The organism is Sphingomonas pruni NBRC 15498, assembly GCF_001598455.1.
Taxonomy (GTDB): Bacteria; Pseudomonadota; Alphaproteobacteria; order Sphingomonadales; family Sphingomonadaceae; genus Sphingomonas; species Sphingomonas pruni.
The window spans coordinates 1-17,223 of record NZ_BCYZ01000058.1 but is presented as its reverse complement, the minus strand read 5'-3'; the positions used below and the strand labels follow the sequence as shown (position 1 = coordinate 17,223).

Annotated in this window: 23 protein-coding genes; 8 read left to right on the top strand and 15 right to left on the bottom strand. The window is 64.8% G+C overall.

The window, feature by feature from the left end; genetic code table 11:
• Window positions 1–43: 43 nt before the first annotated feature.
• Window positions 44–583, top strand: a complete 540-nt coding sequence (locus tag SPR01S_RS15835) for an adenine phosphoribosyltransferase (RefSeq protein WP_066591082.1) — start codon at window positions 44–46, stop codon at window positions 581–583.
• A 117-nt stretch (window positions 584–700) separates the two neighbouring features.
• Window positions 701–1,141, top strand: coding sequence for a hypothetical protein (locus SPR01S_RS15830; RefSeq protein ID WP_084251240.1), 441 nt, complete (start codon window positions 701–703; stop codon window positions 1,139–1,141).
• A gap of 197 nt (window positions 1,142–1,338) precedes the next feature.
• Here the strand turns inward: SPR01S_RS15830 and SPR01S_RS15825 are convergent, their stop codons facing one another.
• From SPR01S_RS15825 to SPR01S_RS15815, 3 genes are read right to left on the bottom strand one after another with little or no spacing between them, the layout of a single operon-like run.
• The gene (locus tag SPR01S_RS15825; RefSeq protein WP_066591119.1) at window positions 1,339–1,791 is read right to left on the bottom strand and encodes a MaoC family dehydratase; all 453 of its coding nucleotides are present in this window, start codon (window positions 1,789–1,791) and stop codon (window positions 1,339–1,341) included.
• Window positions 1,792–1,799: 8 nt separating this feature from the next.
• Window positions 1,800–3,086: an alkaline phosphatase family protein gene (locus tag SPR01S_RS15820; protein ID WP_066591078.1), complete on the bottom strand. Its 1,287-nt coding sequence runs from the start codon at window positions 3,084–3,086 to the stop codon at window positions 1,800–1,802.
• Between the two features lie 58 nt (window positions 3,087–3,144).
• Window positions 3,145–4,227, bottom strand: a complete 1,083-nt coding sequence (locus SPR01S_RS15815) for a Rossmann-fold NAD(P)-binding domain-containing protein (protein ID WP_245662045.1) — start codon at window positions 4,225–4,227, stop codon at window positions 3,145–3,147.
• A gap of 64 nt (window positions 4,228–4,291) precedes the next feature.
• On the opposite strand from SPR01S_RS15815, the gene SPR01S_RS15810 reads away from it, so the two are divergent.
• Window positions 4,292–4,846: a hypothetical protein gene (locus SPR01S_RS15810; RefSeq protein ID WP_169803444.1), complete on the top strand. Its 555-nt coding sequence runs from the start codon at window positions 4,292–4,294 to the stop codon at window positions 4,844–4,846.
• Between the two features lie 16 nt (window positions 4,847–4,862).
• On the opposite strand, the gene SPR01S_RS15805 is transcribed toward SPR01S_RS15810, so the two are convergent.
• The gene (locus SPR01S_RS15805) at window positions 4,863–5,162 is read right to left on the bottom strand and encodes a hypothetical protein (protein ID WP_066591075.1); all 300 of its coding nucleotides are present in this window, start codon (window positions 5,160–5,162) and stop codon (window positions 4,863–4,865) included.
• A 9-nt stretch (window positions 5,163–5,171) separates the two neighbouring features.
• Window positions 5,172–5,909, bottom strand: a complete 738-nt coding sequence (locus SPR01S_RS15800; RefSeq protein ID WP_157082299.1) for a MauE/DoxX family redox-associated membrane protein — start codon at window positions 5,907–5,909, stop codon at window positions 5,172–5,174.
• Window positions 5,910–5,952: 43 nt separating this feature from the next.
• On the opposite strand from SPR01S_RS15800, the gene SPR01S_RS15795 reads away from it, so the two are divergent.
• Window positions 5,953–6,351: a MerR family DNA-binding protein gene (locus SPR01S_RS15795; protein ID WP_066591072.1), complete on the top strand. Its 399-nt coding sequence runs from the start codon at window positions 5,953–5,955 to the stop codon at window positions 6,349–6,351.
• A gap of 93 nt (window positions 6,352–6,444) precedes the next feature.
• Complete coding sequence (locus tag SPR01S_RS21920) at window positions 6,445–6,864, top strand: hypothetical protein (protein ID WP_174531902.1); 420 nt, start codon at window positions 6,445–6,447, stop codon at window positions 6,862–6,864.
• 118 nt (window positions 6,865–6,982) lie between these two features.
• Here SPR01S_RS21920 and ychF read toward each other — a convergent pair whose 3' ends face one another.
• Both ychF and SPR01S_RS15785 read right to left on the bottom strand, forming a co-directional pair.
• Window positions 6,983–8,080 carry a redox-regulated ATPase YchF gene (ychF, locus tag SPR01S_RS15790; protein WP_066591071.1) on the bottom strand — a complete coding sequence of 366 codons (1,098 nt, stop codon included), beginning with the start codon at window positions 8,078–8,080 and terminating at the stop codon, window positions 6,983–6,985.
• 145 nt (window positions 8,081–8,225) lie between these two features.
• A complete protein-coding gene (locus SPR01S_RS15785) occupies window positions 8,226–9,884 on the bottom strand; it encodes a hypothetical protein (RefSeq protein WP_157082298.1) in 1,659 nt (552 codons plus the stop codon).
• Window positions 9,885–10,145: 261 nt separating this feature from the next.
• Here SPR01S_RS15785 and SPR01S_RS15780 point away from each other — a divergent pair, with 261 nt between their 5' ends.
• On the top strand, window positions 10,146–10,739 hold the full coding sequence (locus tag SPR01S_RS15780; protein ID WP_066591068.1) for a hypothetical protein: 594 nt from the start codon (window positions 10,146–10,148) through the stop codon (window positions 10,737–10,739).
• Here the strand turns inward: SPR01S_RS15780 and SPR01S_RS15775 are convergent, their stop codons facing one another.
• The 4 genes from SPR01S_RS15775 to SPR01S_RS15760 form a co-directional block, all read right to left on the bottom strand.
• Window positions 10,740–11,141 (bottom strand): putative quinol monooxygenase, encoded by a 402-nt coding sequence (locus SPR01S_RS15775; RefSeq protein ID WP_066591066.1) that lies wholly within the window; start codon window positions 11,139–11,141, stop codon window positions 10,740–10,742.
• A 20-nt stretch (window positions 11,142–11,161) separates the two neighbouring features.
• Window positions 11,162–11,740: a TIGR02466 family protein gene (locus SPR01S_RS15770; protein WP_066591064.1), complete on the bottom strand. Its 579-nt coding sequence runs from the start codon at window positions 11,738–11,740 to the stop codon at window positions 11,162–11,164.
• A 252-nt stretch (window positions 11,741–11,992) separates the two neighbouring features.
• Window positions 11,993–12,562, bottom strand: coding sequence for an aminoacyl-tRNA hydrolase (pth, locus tag SPR01S_RS15765; RefSeq protein WP_066591062.1), 570 nt, complete (start codon window positions 12,560–12,562; stop codon window positions 11,993–11,995).
• An 80-nt stretch (window positions 12,563–12,642) separates the two neighbouring features.
• Window positions 12,643–13,323, bottom strand: a complete 681-nt coding sequence (locus tag SPR01S_RS15760; RefSeq protein ID WP_066591060.1) for a 50S ribosomal protein L25/general stress protein Ctc — start codon at window positions 13,321–13,323, stop codon at window positions 12,643–12,645.
• Window positions 13,324–13,522: 199 nt separating this feature from the next.
• Here SPR01S_RS15760 and SPR01S_RS21675 point away from each other — a divergent pair, with 199 nt between their 5' ends.
• Window positions 13,523–13,675, top strand: a complete 153-nt coding sequence (locus SPR01S_RS21675) for a ribosome modulation factor (RefSeq protein WP_157082297.1) — start codon at window positions 13,523–13,525, stop codon at window positions 13,673–13,675.
• Window positions 13,676–13,725: 50 nt separating this feature from the next.
• Here the strand turns inward: SPR01S_RS21675 and SPR01S_RS15755 are convergent, their stop codons facing one another.
• The 4 genes from SPR01S_RS15755 to SPR01S_RS15740 are packed head-to-tail and all read right to left on the bottom strand — an operon-like array spanning window position 13,726 to window position 16,149.
• Window positions 13,726–14,568, bottom strand: coding sequence for a TraB/GumN family protein (locus tag SPR01S_RS15755; RefSeq protein ID WP_066591058.1), 843 nt, complete (start codon window positions 14,566–14,568; stop codon window positions 13,726–13,728).
• Window positions 14,568–15,494 carry a TraB/GumN family protein gene (locus SPR01S_RS15750; protein WP_066591116.1) on the bottom strand — a complete coding sequence of 309 codons (927 nt, stop codon included), beginning with the start codon at window positions 15,492–15,494 and terminating at the stop codon, window positions 14,568–14,570. Before SPR01S_RS15750 ends, SPR01S_RS15755 begins: the two co-directional genes overlap by 1 nt.
• Before the next feature lie 36 nt (window positions 15,495–15,530).
• Window positions 15,531–15,968 (bottom strand): hypothetical protein, encoded by a 438-nt coding sequence (locus tag SPR01S_RS15745; protein ID WP_066591056.1) that lies wholly within the window; start codon window positions 15,966–15,968, stop codon window positions 15,531–15,533.
• The gene (locus tag SPR01S_RS15740; protein ID WP_066591054.1) at window positions 15,955–16,149 is read right to left on the bottom strand and encodes a helix-turn-helix transcriptional regulator; all 195 of its coding nucleotides are present in this window, start codon (window positions 16,147–16,149) and stop codon (window positions 15,955–15,957) included. The genes SPR01S_RS15745 and SPR01S_RS15740 overlap by 14 nt, the downstream gene beginning before the upstream one ends.
• Before the next feature lie 191 nt (window positions 16,150–16,340).
• On the opposite strand from SPR01S_RS15740, the gene SPR01S_RS15735 reads away from it, so the two are divergent.
• Window positions 16,341–17,195, top strand: a complete 855-nt coding sequence (locus SPR01S_RS15735; RefSeq protein ID WP_066591114.1) for a glycine--tRNA ligase subunit alpha — start codon at window positions 16,341–16,343, stop codon at window positions 17,193–17,195.
• The last annotated feature ends 28 nt before the right edge of the window (window positions 17,196–17,223 follow it).

Genomic DNA, 17,223 nt, shown 5'->3' with positions numbered 1-17,223 from the left:
GGCCGCGCCTTTTCACTCGTCATCCATCGGGGCGGAGTTTGCGATGACCCACGCCAATGATGACCTCAAGGCATTGATCCGTACGATTCCGGACTTTCCCAAGCCCGGGATCATGTTTCGCGACATCACCACCCTGCTGCTCGATGCGCAGGGGCTGGCCGAAACCATCAGGCGCATGGCCGCGGCGGTCGACGGCCCGGTCGATCTGGTTGCCGGGATCGAGGCGCGGGGATTCCTGTTCGCCGCCGCGCTCGCCGTGCCACTCAACGCCGGCGTGCTGCTGATCCGTAAGGACGGCAAGCTGCCCGGCGTGACGATCGCGGAGGATTATGCGCTTGAATACGGCACCGATCGCATCGCCATGCATGAAGACGCGCTGGTGCCTGGCCAGCGCGTGCTGCTGGTCGACGATCTGATCGCCACTGGCGGCACAGCGCGCGCCGCTATCCGCTTGTTGCGCAAGGCCGGTGGGGTGGTCGATCAGGTGCAATTCGTCATCGACCTGCCCGATCTCGGCGGCGCCGCCGCATTGGAAGGCGACGGCGTGAAGGTGACGTCACTGTTCGCCTTCGAAGGGCGTTGACCGCCGAATTGGCCTGAAACGGTCCTTCAGGAACTGATTTCGCCTCCGAATCGTTTTATCCCTCTAGTGGCAGCGGCGCGTTTTCTGCCGCGGCTCCGATGTATGGAGGCGGTTCAAATGAAGATCGGCATCATGATGTTGGGTGCGGCGTCGCTGCTCTCGCTGGGCGGCTGCGTCGATGACGGATACGGCTATAGCAGCGTGAGCGTCGGCTATGGGTCGCCGGGCTATTACGGCGACTATTACAGCGATTTCTATGACGGCGGGTACGGCGTGCCCTATTATGGCTGGTATAACGGCTATTATTATCCGGGCAGCGGCTATTACGTGTACGACCGGTATCGCCGTCCGCATCGCTGGACCCGCAGCCAGCAATATTATTGGCAGCATCGCGGCAGCCAATGGCGCGGCTCCAATCGCGGCGAGGAATGGCGTGGTTTTCAGCGCGGCCCGCGGGCCGGCGGCAACGACGGCTATCGCTGGCGCGGCAACGGGGGCGGCAATTGGCGTGGCAATGGCGGTCGCCGCGGCAATGACGGCGGTCGGCGTCCGCACTAAAAGGCGTTAATTCAAATGCGGATCGTGATGCCGGACGTGTTCCGGCATCCAACCAGCAGCGCCGGAATCCCTATAATCTTCCGACCTTTCCGTTGCCGCCCGTTGGACCCCGGAACACGTCCGGGGTGACGGGACCGGGCGGGGCGCGGCGTCGCTAAACCTGTCCGCTCCGGTCAGATCGGAACACCTCGGCTGATCTACTTCTCCGCCGGTCGCGTCCGGATCAGCCCGTTGGCGATGTAGGTCATGACCGCCTGGTCATGCTGGTTGAAGACCGTGGTCCGCCCCTTGGTGATGCCCATTTCAGGGCGGCTCCGCGACACGCGCTTCTCCAGCAATTCGGTCTCGCAGCGCAATGTGTCGCCTGGATAGACCGGCTTCAACCAGCGCAATTCGTCGAGCCCCGGCGAGCCGAGGCCCGCCGAGCGCTGGTCCTTCATATTTTCGACCGCCATCCGCATCGCCATCGCCGCGGTGTGCCAACCGCTCGCCGACAATCGCCCGAAATGGGTCTGCGCCGCTGCTTCGTCGGACAGATGGAAAGGCTGGGGGTCGTATTTGGACGCGAACTCGACAACCTCTTCGCGCGTCACTTCATAGCGACCGAAACTCGCTTTGGTGCCGACCACCAGGTCCTCGAAATATTTCAGATCGTCGCTCATTTGACCAATGCTCCCCGGAACGGTGCGTCGTCGCCGTCGAGACCCTGTCCGGGCGCCAGCCCGATCAGGTCGCGCAGCAGCGGCGCGACGTCGACATTGTCGAAGGTCGGAATTCGGCCCAGCGGCTTGATCGCCGGTCCGCTGGCGATGAACAGCGCTCGCATCTCCGGCGCGTCATTGTCGTAGCCGTGCGCGCCGCCCTCGACCTTATTCTTGGGCGGGTGGACGACGACGGTCCAACCGGCGTCGGGCAGGCACAGGATCGCCGGCACGCGCGGATTCTTGCCGTAATGGAGGCGCTCCGGCACCTCGGCCTTGCGATAACAGTCGAGGTGCGGGCCATGGGCGCCGAGCAGTGCCTTTTCGACCGCCGCCTGCCTGCCGGCCTTGGGATTGATCGAGGCGTAGACCCCATCCTCCACCACGTCATAATCGTCGGGATTGCTGAACCTATCGAGCACGATCAACCGGTCCTGCGAAATCGCCGCCATGCCGTGATCGGCGACGATCACCAGATTGGCGGATTGGCCGAGCTTGGCCAGTTCGTCGCGCAGCCTTCCGATCGCCTTGTCGACATTGGCGACCGCGTCGGTGGTGCGCTGGTCGTCCGGGCCATATTCATGGCCGGCGGTATCGACCTCGTCGAAATAGAGCGTGACGATGCGCGGGCGCGTCTCGGCCGGGCGGCGCAGCCAGTCGATGACGCTGTCGACGCGCTGGCGGTCGCTCAGCGCCTGGTTGAATTGCAGCCAGTCCTCGGGCCGCGTGCCGCCGGTGATCGGATTGGGCCAATCCTTCGATCGCTCGCCACCCCAGGCGACGTTGGATCCTGGCCAGAAGGCGGTGGCGGTGCGGATCCCTGCCTTTTCCGCGGTCACCCAGATCGGTTCGGCGGCGTTCCACCAGAACGGATCGTCCGACGCCATGGTGAAGACGTCGCCGGGCCGCGACGCGTCGAGCATCCTGTTGGCGACGATGCCGGTGCGGTCGGGCCGCAGCCCCGTGACCAAGGTCCAATGATTGGGGAACGTCTTGGACGGGTAGCTCGGCCGCATCGCGCTGCTGATCCCGGCGGCGGCGAGCGCGCTGAGATTGGGGGTGACGCCCCGATCGAGATAATCGGCGCGGAAGCCGTCGATCGATACCAGGATCGTGATCGGCGCCCTTGCCTCGGTTTGGGCTGGCGAGGTGGCACTGGTCGGGGCGCTTTGCGGCGACGCCCAGGCATGAACCGACAGTGACGCGGCAACGGCAAGAATGGCGGCCCGGGCAATCCAGCGCATCAGCGACTCCTTGGTCGATTACGCGCCGGCCATGCCGGGCCGCCAGCCCGCGTGCAAGCTATCCGCCCATGCTGAGCTTGATGAAGCCCGTCCAGCCCGCCGGCGATTTGCCATAAGCGGCGTCAAGCGCCGCCGGCTTGGCGATGACGAACCCGCTGCCACCGATCGCGGCCTCGAGCGGGCCGACCAGCTTCAGCCGATAGGCGTAACCGAGTTCGGCGCGAGTCACCCGGAACTTGCGGTCGTGCAACGGATCGATGGGGTTGGGAAACAGTTCGTCATTGGCCAGATTCTCGACTCGTCCGAACACGCTATGATGGGTGCCGATGTCCCAATTGGCTTCTCCCAGCCATGCGGTCAGCGCGCGTCCCGGCAGGCGGTTCTTGACCGCGAACCCGGCGAGCGCGGAAAAGCCGCCGCGGGCATATTGCACGGTGGCGGTCGTCCGCTCCTCATCCTGGCCGGGCTCCAGCGCTTCGGGACTCTTCAGCCGTCCATAGCTCGCCTGGGCCGACCAGTAAGGAGACGGATTCCAGCTGGCGCGCACGCTCCACGAATCGAGCTTGGGCGTCTCTATGTTCCAGCGATGCTGGTCCGGCTCGCGCCCGCGGAACCCCGATCCTTCGATCTGCCAATGGTCACCATACAGCCCGGCGGTCACCACGCCGAACGTGATGTGGGTGCTGTCGAACCAATGGTGCGTGATCGGCGCAAGCGGCAGGTATTTCGCCGACGCGCGATGCATGAAGGCGGAAGGCCCAAGCGCCGGCTCGGCGACCGGGCCGCCATAGACGAAGCCGGTCAGTCCCTTGCCCAACGGCACGTCGACCCGCGCCGCCAGCTCCATGAAGAGGTCGTGCGGATGCTGGCGATCGACCAAGGGAGTCACGCCGTCGGCGCTTTCTCCGGTTGCGAACAGGCTAGGATAGCCCTTCGCGCCCATCAGCGCGTCGAGGCTCAGCATCGACCGTAACGTCAGCCGCGCGGCGCCGAAATCGCGCTCGGCGTCGATCATCGCCATCGAGGTGACGAACGCCTCGTCGCGGCCGCGCGGGCCCGACTGATTGGTATAGCTGCCCCAGGCATAGCCGTGGAGCATCACCATCCAGTCGCCGCTCGCGAGATGGAGGCCATGCATCATGCCCTCCGCGCCCGGCAGGCGCGATGTGCCGGATCCGTTTGCAAAGGGTTGTGGCGCACCTGACATGTCCATTCCCGGCATCGCAGCCATCGTCCGGCCGGCGGCGGGCTTGCCAGGCACGGGCATGGTCATTCCCGGCATGGCCGCGGACGGCTGTTCGGGCGCCGCATTGCCGGCGGGCGCGGGTGCCGACGCCTGCGGGGCTGACATATCCATCCCCGGCATCGTCATAGGTATGGGCATGGGCGCTGCCGAGCCGGGCGGCGCAGAGCTGGGCGCGGGGGTCCCCATGTCCATCCCCGGCATCGAAGGCGGTGCAGATCGGGTGGGCGACGGCGCGCCCATCGTCATTCCGGGCATGGAATCACTGTGGGCGGGCTTCGGCGCGGATGCTCGTGCCGCCCCGTGGCGCTTGGTCTTGTGCGCGGGTGCCCGCTTCTTGACGGTTTTGGCCTTGGCCTTGGCGTTCGGTTTGGCCGACGGCTTGGCGGGCATCTTCATGCCGGGCATCGACATGCCGCCCATATTCTGGGCGGCCGCCATACCGGGCAGCATCGCGACCGCCGCTGCGGCCACGAGCCATCTGGTGCTGATCATCGAAAAAATCTCCGTGGAATAGGGAAGCGTTGAGGGCTTCACCCAATCCTAGGCGGAGGCGGGATGGGGGCCTTATGGGGCAATATTGTCAGCACCGCGATCCGGGAGAGCGGCGCCGGGGCGGGGACGGATACCGGCGGTCGCACCCGCACGGCGTTCCAATCCCCGATCGGGACGCAGCCGACGCAGAGATGCTGCTGCGGCATGGGCACCTTGTGCTCCGGCCCGGGCATATGGTGTCCGGGCATTGCCATCGGCTGCATGCCGTCATGCGCGCCGGCCGGCATGGCGGGCGCGCCGAATGCGAGCATGATGAAGAGGATCAGCCGAAGCAGCATGGTGACGTTCTAGCGCACCAGCATCCACACGGCCATCGCGACCATCATCAAATTCTCGGTCAAGGACACGAAGCCCAGCGGGACGTTGCTCGACCCACCGACGCAGGCGCATTTGAGCGCGCGTTTGTCGATATAGACGGCCTTGAACACCGACACCGCACCGATGCCGCCGATGAACAAGGCGACTGGAACCGACAGCCATGTCGCGGCATGGGCCGCCATCAACACGCCCGCCAACGCTTCCGCGAAGGGATAGATATAGCCGTACGGTACCCAGCGCTGGGCAAGCAGATCGTAATTGAGGAACATCGTCGAAAAGCGCTCGACGTCCTGCAGCTTGAGGATGGCGAGGACACACATGCTGAACGCGATGAACCATTCGCCCGCCATCGTGGTGAACGGCGAACCCATAGCGGCCTGGCTGGCGGCCAGCGCCATCAATGCGGTCATCGCGAACACGGCGATGACCGGGCGATAGCTGGTCTCGTCCTTGGCTGGCACGTGCCTGCCGAAGAAGCGGCGGAGGTCGTCGTTGCCGCCGATCCGCCGGCCATCGATGAACGTCTGCGGCGTAGTGGCGACGTTGTGCTCGGCCTTGAACGCGTCCGTCTCCTCGCGCGTCCGCAGCCAGTGATCGTCGACCTGATAACCGTGCGATTCGAGCAGCCATTTCGATTTGCGGCCATAGGGACAGACATGGTCGGGCATGACCATGCGATAGAGCGTTGCGTGCTTTGCGTTTTCCATGACGCTCCCCATATAGGTTCCGTACCGTGGTACGGAGTCAAGCATGGCGGGAATGACGATCGGTAAATTGGCCGCTTCGGGCGGCGTGGGTGTCGAGACCATCCGCTATTATCAACGCAGAGGATTGCTGGAGGAGCCCGCTCGCGACCAGCTTTACGGCGGCGTTCGTCGTTACGGCGCGCCCGACGTGCAGCGGCTTCGCTTCATAAGGGCGGCGCAGGGCGCGGGGTTCACGCTCGACCAGATTGGCGAGTTGCTCGATCTCGATGCGACCGATGATCGCGCCCGGGCACGAGCGCTCGCAACCGAGCGGATCGCCGCGCTCGATGCGAAGATCGAGGAATTGGCGGCGGCGCGCGCGGCGCTCGCCCGATTGGCCCATGATTGCGCCAATTCGGGCGGCGGACCCTGCCCGATCCTCGCGGCCTTCGACGCCGGCTGAATGAATTAGAGGGTGAATTTATAAAGCGGTCGGTCGGCAAGCGACCCAATTGCGGACGTTGCTCGCTCTGCACCGGTCGGGCACATCACGCCTATGGCTGACACCAACTCCGAGCTTCGCCCTCTCCCTGATAATCCCAGTCTTCTCGAAGAGGCTCGATCGAACCCGGGAGGCTGGGTCTACGAAATTGACTTCGAATACGGAGACGATGAGGCGGTGCCACCGGAAGCCATCCGAGGAGCATGGGAAGTTTCAAAGCTCGGCACATTAACGGGAATGTATCGTAGCAACGATCGCCATCGCGCTATTGTCGAGTGCGACCGCACGCTTGCAGCCTATGTGCACGCGGCAGCCAAATCCAATCCAGGGAAATGGATTTGCGAGATCGGGCCTCGTGGCGAACATCTTTTCCCGAAAATACCAGATGAGATGATTCGCGGTTGGTGGCTCATTGGCGGGGATGGGAACATCACGCGATATTTCCGTCCAAATGCCGACTACAAAAGCGAGTGATAAGCTGACCGTCAGCTAGCCACCATTCGCGGACGTTATGCTCACAATCTGAGAACCCCGCTCGCGCTCCTGCTTCGGCAGGCGTTCGAGGAAGGCGGCAAATGGCGCCCGCCGCGCCTCAGCTGTGCAGGAAGTGCATCACGTCGCCGTCCTGGACGACATACCCCTTGCCCTCGGCGCGGAGCTTGCCGGCCTCGCGTGCGCGGCTTTCGCCGCCCAGGGCGACGTAATCGTCGTAGGCGATCGTCTCGGCGCGGATGAAGCCTTTTTCGAAATCGGTGTGGATCTCGCCGGCGGCTTCGGGCGCGGTGGCGCCGGCATGGACGGTCCAGGCGCGCGCTTCCTTCGGGCCGACGGTGAAGAAGGTGAGCAGGTGGAGGAGCTTGTACCCGGCGCGGATGACGCGGGCGAGGCCGGTTTCCTCCAGCCCCAACTCCGCCAGGAACTCGCCGCGATCCTCGACTGGCATGGTGGCGATCTCGGCCTCGATCGCAGCGGAGACAATTACCGCTTCGGCGCCTTCGGCCTTGGCCTTTTCGAACACCCGCGCCGAATGCGCATTGCCGTTCGCGGCGTTGGCCTCCTCGACATTGCAAACATAGAGGACGGGCTTGGCGGTCAGCAATTGCGCCTGCGAGAAGACGCGCGCTTCCTCGGCGTCCTTGGGCTGGGTCAGCCGGGCCGGCTTGCCATCACGCAGCAGGTCGAGCGCCTGGCCGAGCACGCTGGCGGCGATCTTCGCTTCCTTGTCGCCCTGCGCCGCCTTCTTGGCGAAATTGGGCACGCGCTTCTCGAGGCTTTCCAGGTCGGCGAGCATCAATTCGGTCTCGACCGTCTCGGCATCGGCGATCGGGTCGACCTTGCCCTCGACATGGGTGACGTCGCCGTCCTCGAAGCAGCGCAGGACATGGACGACCGCGTCCACCTCACGGATATTGCCGAGGAACTGGTTGCCCAGGCCCTCGCCCTTCGACGCGCCGCGGACGAGCCCGGCAATGTCGACGAATGCGAGCTGGGTCTCGATGATCTTCTGCGAACCGGCGATGTCGGCGAGCTTGTCCAGCCGCGGATCGGGCACCGCGACGTTACCGACATTGGGTTCGATCGTGCAGAACGGATAATTCGCCGCCTGCGCCGCCGCAGTCTCGGTCAGCGCGTTGAACAAGGTCGACTTGCCGACATTGGGAAGGCCGACAATGCCGCAACGGAAACCCATGTAATTCGTCCTCAAGCTCTCGGGGAAGGCCGGCGCCTACTCGCCCGGTCGCGCGCTGGCAAGGATGGGGGCGATTGGCGTGCGCAAGGGCAGCGGCCCGAGCATCTGCTCGGACCGCTCCTCGTACCCCTGGATCAAGACGTACTTAGTGTTTGTGATCGCCGCCGCCGCGGCCATTGCCACCGCCGCCTCTCGGCGCGGCCGGAGCGGCAGCGCGTGGCGGCGGCGCCGGGCGCACCATTTGTGGTGCGGGCCGAGCCATTTGGGGCGCTGGGCGGGCCATCTGCGGGGCGCGCGGCTGGAAAGCCGGCCGGTTCATTTGCGGAGCCGGGCGTACCCCGCCATTGCCGCCGCCGAAACGTGGCGCTTGCGGCCGCGGCGCGGCCACCTGCGGCTGGGGACGCGCCTGGAAGCGTGGCGCCGCTGCACGCGGCTCAGGACGCGGGGCGGCCATTTGCGGGCGTCCGCCACTGTGGCCCACCTGGGGCTGCGGGCGCGGTGTAACGACACGCGGCTTGGGCTGGGGTTGCGCGCCGAAGCGCGGGCCATTCCCCCGCATCCCATGGTCGCCGCGCATAGCTGCAAGCTGGGCGCGATCGGGATTACCTTGCGGACCCGCCATACGCGGCGGGTTCGGCTGACCTTGCTGCCGCGGCGCGAAGCGGCCGGCCGGCGTGTTGGCCTGCGGTTCGCGAAGCGCGCGCATCGGACCCACGCCCGGGCGCTGTTGCTCGCGGGCAGCGATCATCGCCTGGCGGCGAGGATCGTCGGCTTGCGGCGCGACGGCATTCGGCGCCCGGTTGCCCGGCTCGATCCGCTGGCGGTTACCGAACAGGGCCTGCGGCATGTTGGGCGCGCCCCGATTGGGGTGCGCCGCGTTTGCCAAACGCACGCGATCGTCCCTGGCCGGCAGGAAGCGCTTCTGATCGCGCGCCCAGCTTGCCGAGGACCAGGTCGCGGGGATGGCGCGTGGCGGCGGCGGGCTGCGGAACGAATCGTCGCGCCATGCCGCGAAACGGCGGGCGTCGGCCTGGCGGCGAATGCCTTCCTCGCGCCAGTAATTGGCCTGGCTCGGGCCGACGCGACTGCTGTAATCGCGCCATTGCGGCTGGCGATCGCGCGTCGCATACCAGCGCGCCTGCATGGCGGAAATCGCCGCGCTGCGTGCCGCCCAATTGGCGGCGCTGACCGCACGGCGATCGCCACGGCGCGATGCGAGATACAGATCGCGCCCGCGCGCCAGATAGCGACCGGCATAATCGAGCCGCGCGCCGTAATCCGAATAGGGCACGACCCCGCCATAGCTGTCATAAACCACCGCCAATTGGCCGTCGTCATAGCCATAGCCATAATAAGGATCGCGGACGAAATAGGGCTCGTCAGCGTCGGGGCGGTAATAATAATAGCGATAGCCGTCATCGACCGGCTCGAGGAAGACGACCGATTGGTCATAGCCTTCCCACGCCCAGGGATCGGCACCATCATAATCGAAATAATAATCGGGCGGTGCGTCGCCGAGCACCCGCTGATAATCGTAAGCAGCGTCGGCATAGCCGTAATAATCGCGCGGATTGGCCACGCGAACGGTACGCACGGGCCTCGCCTCGGGCAGGGCCGCGACTTCGGGCGCGGTCGGCCATGCGGTGGACGGACTCGCGTCGAGCGGCAGGGTCGCGGGGAGCGCCGGAGGGGCCGCCGCGGTCATCTGCTGGTCATTGCCCTTGCCGCATGCCGACAGCGCCGCGGCGAGCGCGATGGTCGCGGCGGTCGCCAGCCGGCGATGACGGAAAATACTATTGTCCACGGCATCATACTCCAATCGATGCCCACCCGAACGGACAACAATATTGCCGCGTTCCTTAATCGGTGCTGGCCCGGCGGTTCATCGGGGAGTCGGGTCACGTTCCGAACGTGACATGGCCCTGATCGCCGATTGGCCCGGCCGGGTCGTGGGCGATTTCGATGGCGCCGTTCTGACAAGTTGCGTCCGAACCAAGGGCATGTCAGTCTCCCCAATGAAGCACCGGCCGGGGGGGAACGGATGGTGGTTCGGGGGGATAAAAGGATGGTTGTCAGGGCGATCTGTGCCGGTTTCGTGATCGGCGCGCTGGCGTGCACACTACAGCCGGCGCAGGCCCGCAACACGCGACCCGCGGCGCTGAAGTCTACGCCTAAAATCGTGGCGCGGGTGAGGTTGGGACTGCTGCCTGCCAGATCGCCCCGGCTTGGCCCGCAGATCGTCTATCGCGGCGGCAATACACCGCTGGACGAGATGCTCCGACCGCGCTTCATCGGCGGCATGATCGATCTCTACCCGACCGAGCGATCGGGCATCCGGTTGTCGGTCGGCACGCGCTATTTCGCGCAATCCAATTTCTGGATCGCGGCCGAACGGGCGACCGACGGATTGCTCTACGACCCTCATATGACTCGTGGCGGACGCGGACTGTCGCGCGGGTTCCGTCGCTCCACGCCGGCGATGACGCTGGGTTATGACCGCGAAGTGTCGACGGGATTCGTGCTGGGGCTCGAAGGCGGAGCGCTCAGCGATCGCGCGATAATGCCGACGCGGCCGGGACGGTGGAGCGCCGCCGGCGTGCGCGACGGCGGTTTCGGCCTGAACCCCGTGGCGACGATGTCCGCGCGGCTCGCGTTCTGATCAGCCCTTCGGGGCCGGTACACGCCCCAGGCCGATTCCGCCGACCGGTTGGGTTTCGGCTCTCGAATCGAATCCCGCGATCAGCGGTCGCGCCTTGGCGATCGCGGCCTGGACCTGGGGCAGTTTCAGCGAGGCGTCGTGATGCTCCTTGCTGTCCCACGCTTCGGTAATCCAGATCGCGTCGGGATCTGTCGCATCCTTGGCGACGATATAGCTAAGGCATCCCGGCATGTCGGCCGAACTTTCGAGCAATAGTGCGAGCAGCTCTTCGCGCTTGCCTGGCGCTGCCTTCATTCGTCCCAGCATGCCGTACATCTCTGTTCCCTCCGCGCTGAGGGCGGTACCCGGCAACATCGCGGCCGCGGCGGTTACACCCATCATCGCGCGTCGATCGATCGCCATTTAGTCAGCTTATCGCGCGATCAGCGATAGTTGAAGCTGATGCTGATTCGGTCCTGCCTGGCCGCATTGGGCATCACTTCGTGGCGCAGCCAGCTTTCCCACAGGAAGACACTGCCCTCGTGCGGCTCGGCATAAACGAACGTGCCCGGCCGCGACGGCGCCGCCATCATCAGCGGCAGGCGCGGATCCTCGAGCTTGAGCGCGCCCGACCCCGGCGGCACGGCGACATAGACCGTGCCGGACACGATCGAATGCGGGTGGATATGCCCCGAATGCGTGCCGCCGGGCTTGAGGACGTTGACCCACAAACTGTCGAGCTTGAGCTTCTTGCCGAGCTCGAACGCGGATACCTTTGCGAACGTGGCGACGTGGCGGTCGAGCAGCTTGACCAGATCAGCGAAGCGCGGGTCGCGCAGCGGCAGGTCGTTGAGCGAGGCGTAGGAGGTGTAGCCGCGATAACCATGCTCCTTCGACCAGCCGCGTCCTGCGCGATCCTGGTCGGCGAGATCGCGGCAGGCGTCGCCGAGTTCGTCGATCAGCGCGTCGTCGCCGAGCGGTGCGTCGTAAAAGCGGGTGGCGAAGAGGTCGCGGATGGTCACGCCGCACGGCGAAGCACGCGCCGCCGGGCGATGCAAGCGCCTATCGGTCGGCCGCGGCTGTCGTTGCCGCCACGGGCGGGACGCCGGCCGACGCCGTCATCAGCACCCCGCCGATCAACAGGCCGCTCACCAGCGCGCTCAGCACAAATGCAGGCTTCACGACTCACCCTCCCGGTCCTCGATCGGCGAGATAGGCGAGCAGGACTGTCTTATATTGGATGGATTCGACCTCGGGGTTGGGGCGGTCCCTTTCTATCCCTGCAGCCGCAGCGCGATGTCGTTCATGAACCGCGCATCGTCGCCCTTGGCCAGCCATTCCGCCTCGGCGGCCAGCGCGCCGAGCAAGTCGCTTAGCGGCTCGATCTCGTTTTTGGCATAGTTTCCAAGCACATGGCCGGTAACGCGATCCTTGTGGCCGGGATGGCCGATACCGATCCGCACGCGGCGGAACGCGTCGCCGATATGCTGGATGGTCGATCGGATGCCGTTATGCCCAGCGGCGCCGCCGCCCCGCTTGACCCGTACCTTGAACGGATCGAGGTCGAGTTCGTCGTAGAACACGGTGACGTCCTCGGGCTCGAGCTTATAGAAGCGCATCGCCTCGCCGACCGAGCGCCCACTATCGTTCATGAAGGTCGCCGGCTTGAGCAGCAGGATCTTGTCCGGCCCGATCCGTCCTTCCTGCGTCCAGCCCTGGAACTGCTTCTTGACCGGGCCGAAGTCGTGCACCTCGGCGATGGCGTCGACCGCCATGAAGCCGACATTGTGGCGGTGCATCGCATATTGCGCGCCAGGGTTTCCGAGGCCGACCCAGAGTTGCATGAAATATCCCTAGACGCGAAAGGGGCGCCCGATCCAGCGGATCGCGGCGCCCCCCTTCATTTCGACAATGAAGCGAATGCTTACTCGGCGTCGCCTTCCGCGGCCGGAGCTTCCTCGGCAGCCGCTTCGCCTTCGGCGGCCTCGGCCGGCGCTTCGGCAGCTTCGGTCTCGTTGTCGCCCTCGACCGACTTCAGCGCCGACGGCGCGACGACCGTGGCGATGGTGAAGTCGCGATCGTCGATGGCCGACTTCGCCCCCTTGGGCAGCTTGACGTTCGAGATGTGGACCGAATCGCCGACGTCCAGCCCGGCGAGCGAGATCTGGATCTCGGCGGGGATGTCGGCGGCGTCGACCACCAATTCGAGCTCGTGACGGACGACGTTGAGCACGCCACCCTTCTTGATGCCCTGGGACTCTTCCTCGTCGGTGAACACGACAGGCACGTTGACGTGCACCGTGCTGTGCTCGCCGATGCGCAGGAAGTCGACATGGAGCGGACGATCGGTAACGACGTCGAAGGCGACATCCTTCGGCAGCGTGCGGACGGGCTTGCCGTCGATGTCGATCATCACGACGGAATTCATGAAGTGCCCGGTCATCAGCTGGCGGACCAGCTCCTTCTCTTCCACGTGGATCGAGACGGGGTCCTGCTTGTTGCCGTAGATGACGGCGGGCACGCGGCCATTGCGGCGCAGATCACGTGAGGCTCCCTTGCCTCCACGGTCGCGCGTCTCGGCGGCGAGCGTCATTTGGTCGCTCATGGTAATCTCCGATATGCGGTTTGCTTGGATTTCCGCGCACGCCTCCAGGGATGACCATGCACGGAAGCGCGCGCCTGTAGCCGGAAGGGGAGGGGAAGGCAAGGGCAGGTTCTTGCGCGGGGTCGTTTGAGTTTGTCCGGCCGAACCCCTATCGCCGCCCTCACGACTGCCCGATGGCGGTCGAAACATGGAGGAATAGATGGCCGGCCCGCAGGATAAAGCATGGAGCGAAGGCTATGCCGCCGGCAAGCGCGGCAGACCCGAAACCGCATCTCCCTACAAGAAGGGCGCGTTCATGGTCGCTTGGCAGCAGGGTTGGCAGAACGGCGTGAAAGCCCGGGACGACAAATAGGCCCGTAATAAGCCCAGCCGTTAAGGCTTGGCCTCGGCCTGATAGCGCGCCTACTCGATCCGCTCGACCTTCAGTCCGCGCGCGGCGAGTAGTTTCGGTAATGCGTACGGCCCCGCCATATGCCCCAATCCGACCGCAACCAGCACAATGCCCGGTTTCTTCATCCGCGCGTTGATCCACTGTGCCCAGCGATCGTTGGGCTGGCCGACGAGTTTCCCCTCCAGCGGCGTGCATTCCGCCGTCTTTTCGAGCCACGCGATATCGCCGCTCGTCCAGGCCTTCAACGTTTCTCCGTAATTCTCTTTTCCCGATAAAGTGTTTTCCAAAATTTTTCTTTGGTCAGCCTCGGGCAGGGCGTCGAGCTGATCGAGTTGGTCCTTTGCGTGGTAGAACGCCAGCCGCGTTTTCCCGTCCGACCTGAACGTGCTCCAAAGTTTCGCCTCGACACCATCACGGGTGGTAGCGCCGGCCGCTACTGCGTCGCCGGTCGCGAGCGTTGTCGCCAAAGCCCAATCCTTATAGCCATCCAATGTCTCCCGGGCGATTCCCGATCGCGCGATCATCGCGTCCAGGATCTCGCGTTTCCCCGGGGAAACACGGTCTCGCGCCGGCTGGAGATTGACGCCCCGTGCCATTGCCCCAAAGTCGACCGACTCCTCCGGGGAGCTTTCGAGCACCAATGTGCCCGACGTAGCGATCACGTGCTCGATCAGCGGCGTTCGCCACCGGATCTTGGGGGGCAACAGATGGATGCTGCCGAGCAAGTAGATCGTCGTGTCGCCATCGCTGACGCGCCACATTGCCGGCCGTGCCTCGATCGATGGCTCGCCGCAGCCGGCGAACGCCAGCAAGACGGCGCCAAGCGCGGCCAGGCGCTGGCGCCGGAGTGCCATCAGTAGGCGACCCGTTTTGCCTTGATCTTCAATGTTTTGAGCTGATCGATTACGCTCTGCTTGCCTGCCAGATGGCCGGCGCCCACCGCGACGAACACAGTGCCCGGCTTGTCGAGCCGCGCCTTGATCCACTGCGCCCAGCGGGCGTTGCGGTCGAACAGCAGCGTCTTGGCGAGCTCGGGCGAATCGTCGAGCCCGTCATTCATGAACTTGGCCAGCGCATCGGGATCGCCGCGCGACCAAGCGGCGACCATGCCGTTCATCGTCTCTTCGGTCTTGGGCAAGTCCTTGAGGGTCGATTCCAGGAACGCCATCTGCACCTTCTCGGGCAGGCCGGCGAGATAGCCGATCTGTTGCTCGGGCGTTTCCAGCCCCTCGATCGCTTTCTTCTCGGTCGCCGCGGCCTCCGTCAGTACCGTTTCCGGCCCGCTCTTGGGATCGTAGCCAAGCTTCATCAGCGGCAGCAGGGACAGGTTGGTCGCGGCGAACCACGGCTGGGCGCGGTCAAACGCGGCGGGCGGAATGCCTAAGGAATTCATGGCTTTGAGATAATTGCCGCGGTCGGCTTCGGGCAGACGCTCGGTCAGCGTCGGGCCGCTGAGGCTGTACGCCTTGCTCAGCACGATATTCTGCATCGTCGCCTGATCGGGCTGGACCATTTCGAGTACCAGCGCGTCGCTCGAATCGAACGCCTTCTTCACACCGTCATCGAACCAGGACAGGCCGGGCTTGAGCACATGGATCGTGCCGAAGAGGTAGATGGTGGTGTCCTTGTCCTTGACCACCCATAGGGCCGGGTCCGCGTTTGTCGTAGAGACCGAGGCGGTGGCGACCGGCGCCGCCATCGGAGCGGGCGCGCTTTGCGCGGTAACCGGTGGAGCGAGTAAAATGGCGGGCGCGGCGATCAGCCGGCGAAAGAATTTCATGTCCATGCTTTACAGGTAGCGCGCTGGCCGCGCTTCTCAACCACGGATGCGTTGGAAGATGATCGCGGAGATCAACGCTGCCGCGGCGCCGACGAAAACGGCCATCATCGGCTCGGCGAAGGGCAGCATCCGGCCTGCGGCCTGCGCCAGCAGGAGCAGAGCCATGCTCGCAACGCCCCCAACAGCCGCCGCATTGACGAGACGGCGACGTTGAACCTCATCGATTTCGCGCCAGATCAGTCGAAACAGGATCGCTGCCGCGAGGATAAGGCCGACAGCCCAAAGCAACGAACCAGCGTCTGCCGCATCGCTGACAGGTGCGACAAATCTGCCGACGGACGTGACATATTGGCCTGCCAGTCCGAAAACGATGCTCGTGGCGACGCCAGCCCCCGCCAGAGCCCATCGGCGACGAGTGCGCCGTTCCACGTTGCGTTCGCCCCAACTGGCCTCGCGCGCGTCATTGTTGATCATCGAAAATCTCCTCGATGGACATGGCGAACAACCGGGCAATGCGGAAGGCGAGCGGCAGCGACGGGTCGTATTTGCCGGTTTCGATCGCGTTGACCGCCTGTCGCGACACGTCGAGCCGTCCGGCCAGCTCCGCTTGGCTCCAATTGCGCTCGGCTCTCAATACTTTGAGGCGGTTCTTCATCTCGTCTCTTGCCCGACTTGCGACCTAATGTCAGGTTTACGTGACTAAATGACAGTGGTAGCTGACCATGTCAACAAAACATGACAAAAAGTCGTCAAGTCATGACTTCGCGTATGCAGCATGTTCTTGACCGGCCCGAAGCGCTCGGCCAAAGCCGCGCCGTGACCGACCAGCCCTTATCGTTCCAGCGAATGATCCTGACGCTCCACGATTATTGGAGCCAGCGCGGCTGTCTGATTCTCCAGCCGTACGACATGCGGATGGGGGCAGGGACATTCCACACCGCGACCACCTTGCGCGCGCTCGGCCCCGATCCGTGGAACGCGGCGTTCGTCCAACCCTGCCGCCGCCCGACCGACGGCCGCTATGGCGAGAACCCGAACCGGCTGCAGCATTATTACCAATATCAGGTGATCCTGAAGCCGAGCCCGCCCGACCTGCAGGACCTCTATCTCGGCAGCCTGGCCGCGATCGGCATCGACTTCACCAAGCACGATATCCGCTTCGTCGAGGACGATTGGGAATCGCCGACGCTCGGCGCCTGGGGTCTGGGCTGGGAAGTGTGGTGCGACGGTATGGAAGTCACCCAGTTCACCTATTTCCAGCAGATGGGCGGCTTCGACTGCAAGCCGGTCGCCGGCGAACTGACCTATGGGCTGGAGCGGCTCGCGACGTACATCCAGAACAAGGACAGCGTGTACGACCTCGCGTTCAACGATGCGTCGGGCAACACGCCGCAGATGACATACGGCGACGTGTTCCACGAGAATGAGGTCGAGATGTCGACCTGGAATTTCGAGGTCGCCGATACCGAGACGCTGTTCGACCTGTTCCGTAAGGCCGCGGCCGAGTGCGAGAATTGCCTCAACCACAAGCTGCCGATCCCCGCCTATGAGCAGGCGATCGAGGCGAGCCACATTTTCAACCTGCTGAACGCGCGTGGAGTGATCTCGGTCGCCGAACGCCAGGCCTATATCGGCCGCGTCCGTGATCTGGCGAAGGGGTCGTGCCAGGCGTGGATGGAGAAGAATGGGTGGTCGGCGTGATGGCGGCGACCGTAATTTCCCTCTCCCC

What these genes read in the sequence shown, in the direction of transcription:
- SPR01S_RS15835 (WP_066591082.1), top strand. Translation starts at nt 44, where the DNA reads ATGACCCACGCCAATGATGACCTCAAGGCATTGATCCGTACGATTCCG.
- SPR01S_RS15830 (WP_084251240.1), top strand. Translation starts at nt 701, where the DNA reads ATGAAGATCGGCATCATGATGTTGGGTGCGGCGTCGCTGCTCTCGCTG.
- SPR01S_RS15820 (WP_066591078.1), bottom strand. Translation starts at nt 3,086, where the DNA reads ATGCGCTGGATTGCCCGGGCCGCCATTCTTGCCGTTGCCGCGTCACTG.
- SPR01S_RS15815 (WP_245662045.1), bottom strand. Translation starts at nt 4,227, where the DNA reads ATGATGCATGGCCTCCATCTCGCGAGCGGCGACTGGATGGTGATGCTC.
- SPR01S_RS15810 (WP_169803444.1), top strand. Translation starts at nt 4,292, where the DNA reads ATGTCCATTCCCGGCATCGCAGCCATCGTCCGGCCGGCGGCGGGCTTG.
- SPR01S_RS15805 (WP_066591075.1), bottom strand. Translation starts at nt 5,162, where the DNA reads ATGCTGCTTCGGCTGATCCTCTTCATCATGCTCGCATTCGGCGCGCCC.
- SPR01S_RS15800 (WP_157082299.1), bottom strand. Translation starts at nt 5,909, where the DNA reads ATGGAAAACGCAAAGCACGCAACGCTCTATCGCATGGTCATGCCCGAC.
- SPR01S_RS15795 (WP_066591072.1), top strand. Translation starts at nt 5,953, where the DNA reads ATGGCGGGAATGACGATCGGTAAATTGGCCGCTTCGGGCGGCGTGGGT.
- SPR01S_RS21920 (WP_174531902.1), top strand. Translation starts at nt 6,445, where the DNA reads ATGGCTGACACCAACTCCGAGCTTCGCCCTCTCCCTGATAATCCCAGT.
- ychF (WP_066591071.1), bottom strand. Translation starts at nt 8,080, where the DNA reads ATGGGTTTCCGTTGCGGCATTGTCGGCCTTCCCAATGTCGGCAAGTCG.
- SPR01S_RS15780 (WP_066591068.1), top strand. Translation starts at nt 10,146, where the DNA reads ATGGTTGTCAGGGCGATCTGTGCCGGTTTCGTGATCGGCGCGCTGGCG.
- SPR01S_RS15775 (WP_066591066.1), bottom strand. Translation starts at nt 11,141, where the DNA reads ATGGCGATCGATCGACGCGCGATGATGGGTGTAACCGCCGCGGCCGCG.
- pth (WP_066591062.1), bottom strand. Translation starts at nt 12,562, where the DNA reads ATGCAACTCTGGGTCGGCCTCGGAAACCCTGGCGCGCAATATGCGATG.
- SPR01S_RS15760 (WP_066591060.1), bottom strand. Translation starts at nt 13,323, where the DNA reads ATGAGCGACCAAATGACGCTCGCCGCCGAGACGCGCGACCGTGGAGGC.
- SPR01S_RS21675 (WP_157082297.1), top strand. Translation starts at nt 13,523, where the DNA reads ATGGCCGGCCCGCAGGATAAAGCATGGAGCGAAGGCTATGCCGCCGGC.
- SPR01S_RS15755 (WP_066591058.1), bottom strand. Translation starts at nt 14,568, where the DNA reads ATGGCACTCCGGCGCCAGCGCCTGGCCGCGCTTGGCGCCGTCTTGCTG.
- SPR01S_RS15750 (WP_066591116.1), bottom strand. Translation starts at nt 15,494, where the DNA reads ATGAAATTCTTTCGCCGGCTGATCGCCGCGCCCGCCATTTTACTCGCT.
- SPR01S_RS15745 (WP_066591056.1), bottom strand. Translation starts at nt 15,968, where the DNA reads ATGATCAACAATGACGCGCGCGAGGCCAGTTGGGGCGAACGCAACGTG.
- SPR01S_RS15740 (WP_066591054.1), bottom strand. Translation starts at nt 16,149, where the DNA reads ATGAAGAACCGCCTCAAAGTATTGAGAGCCGAGCGCAATTGGAGCCAA.
- SPR01S_RS15735 (WP_066591114.1), top strand. Translation starts at nt 16,341, where the DNA reads ATGATCCTGACGCTCCACGATTATTGGAGCCAGCGCGGCTGTCTGATT.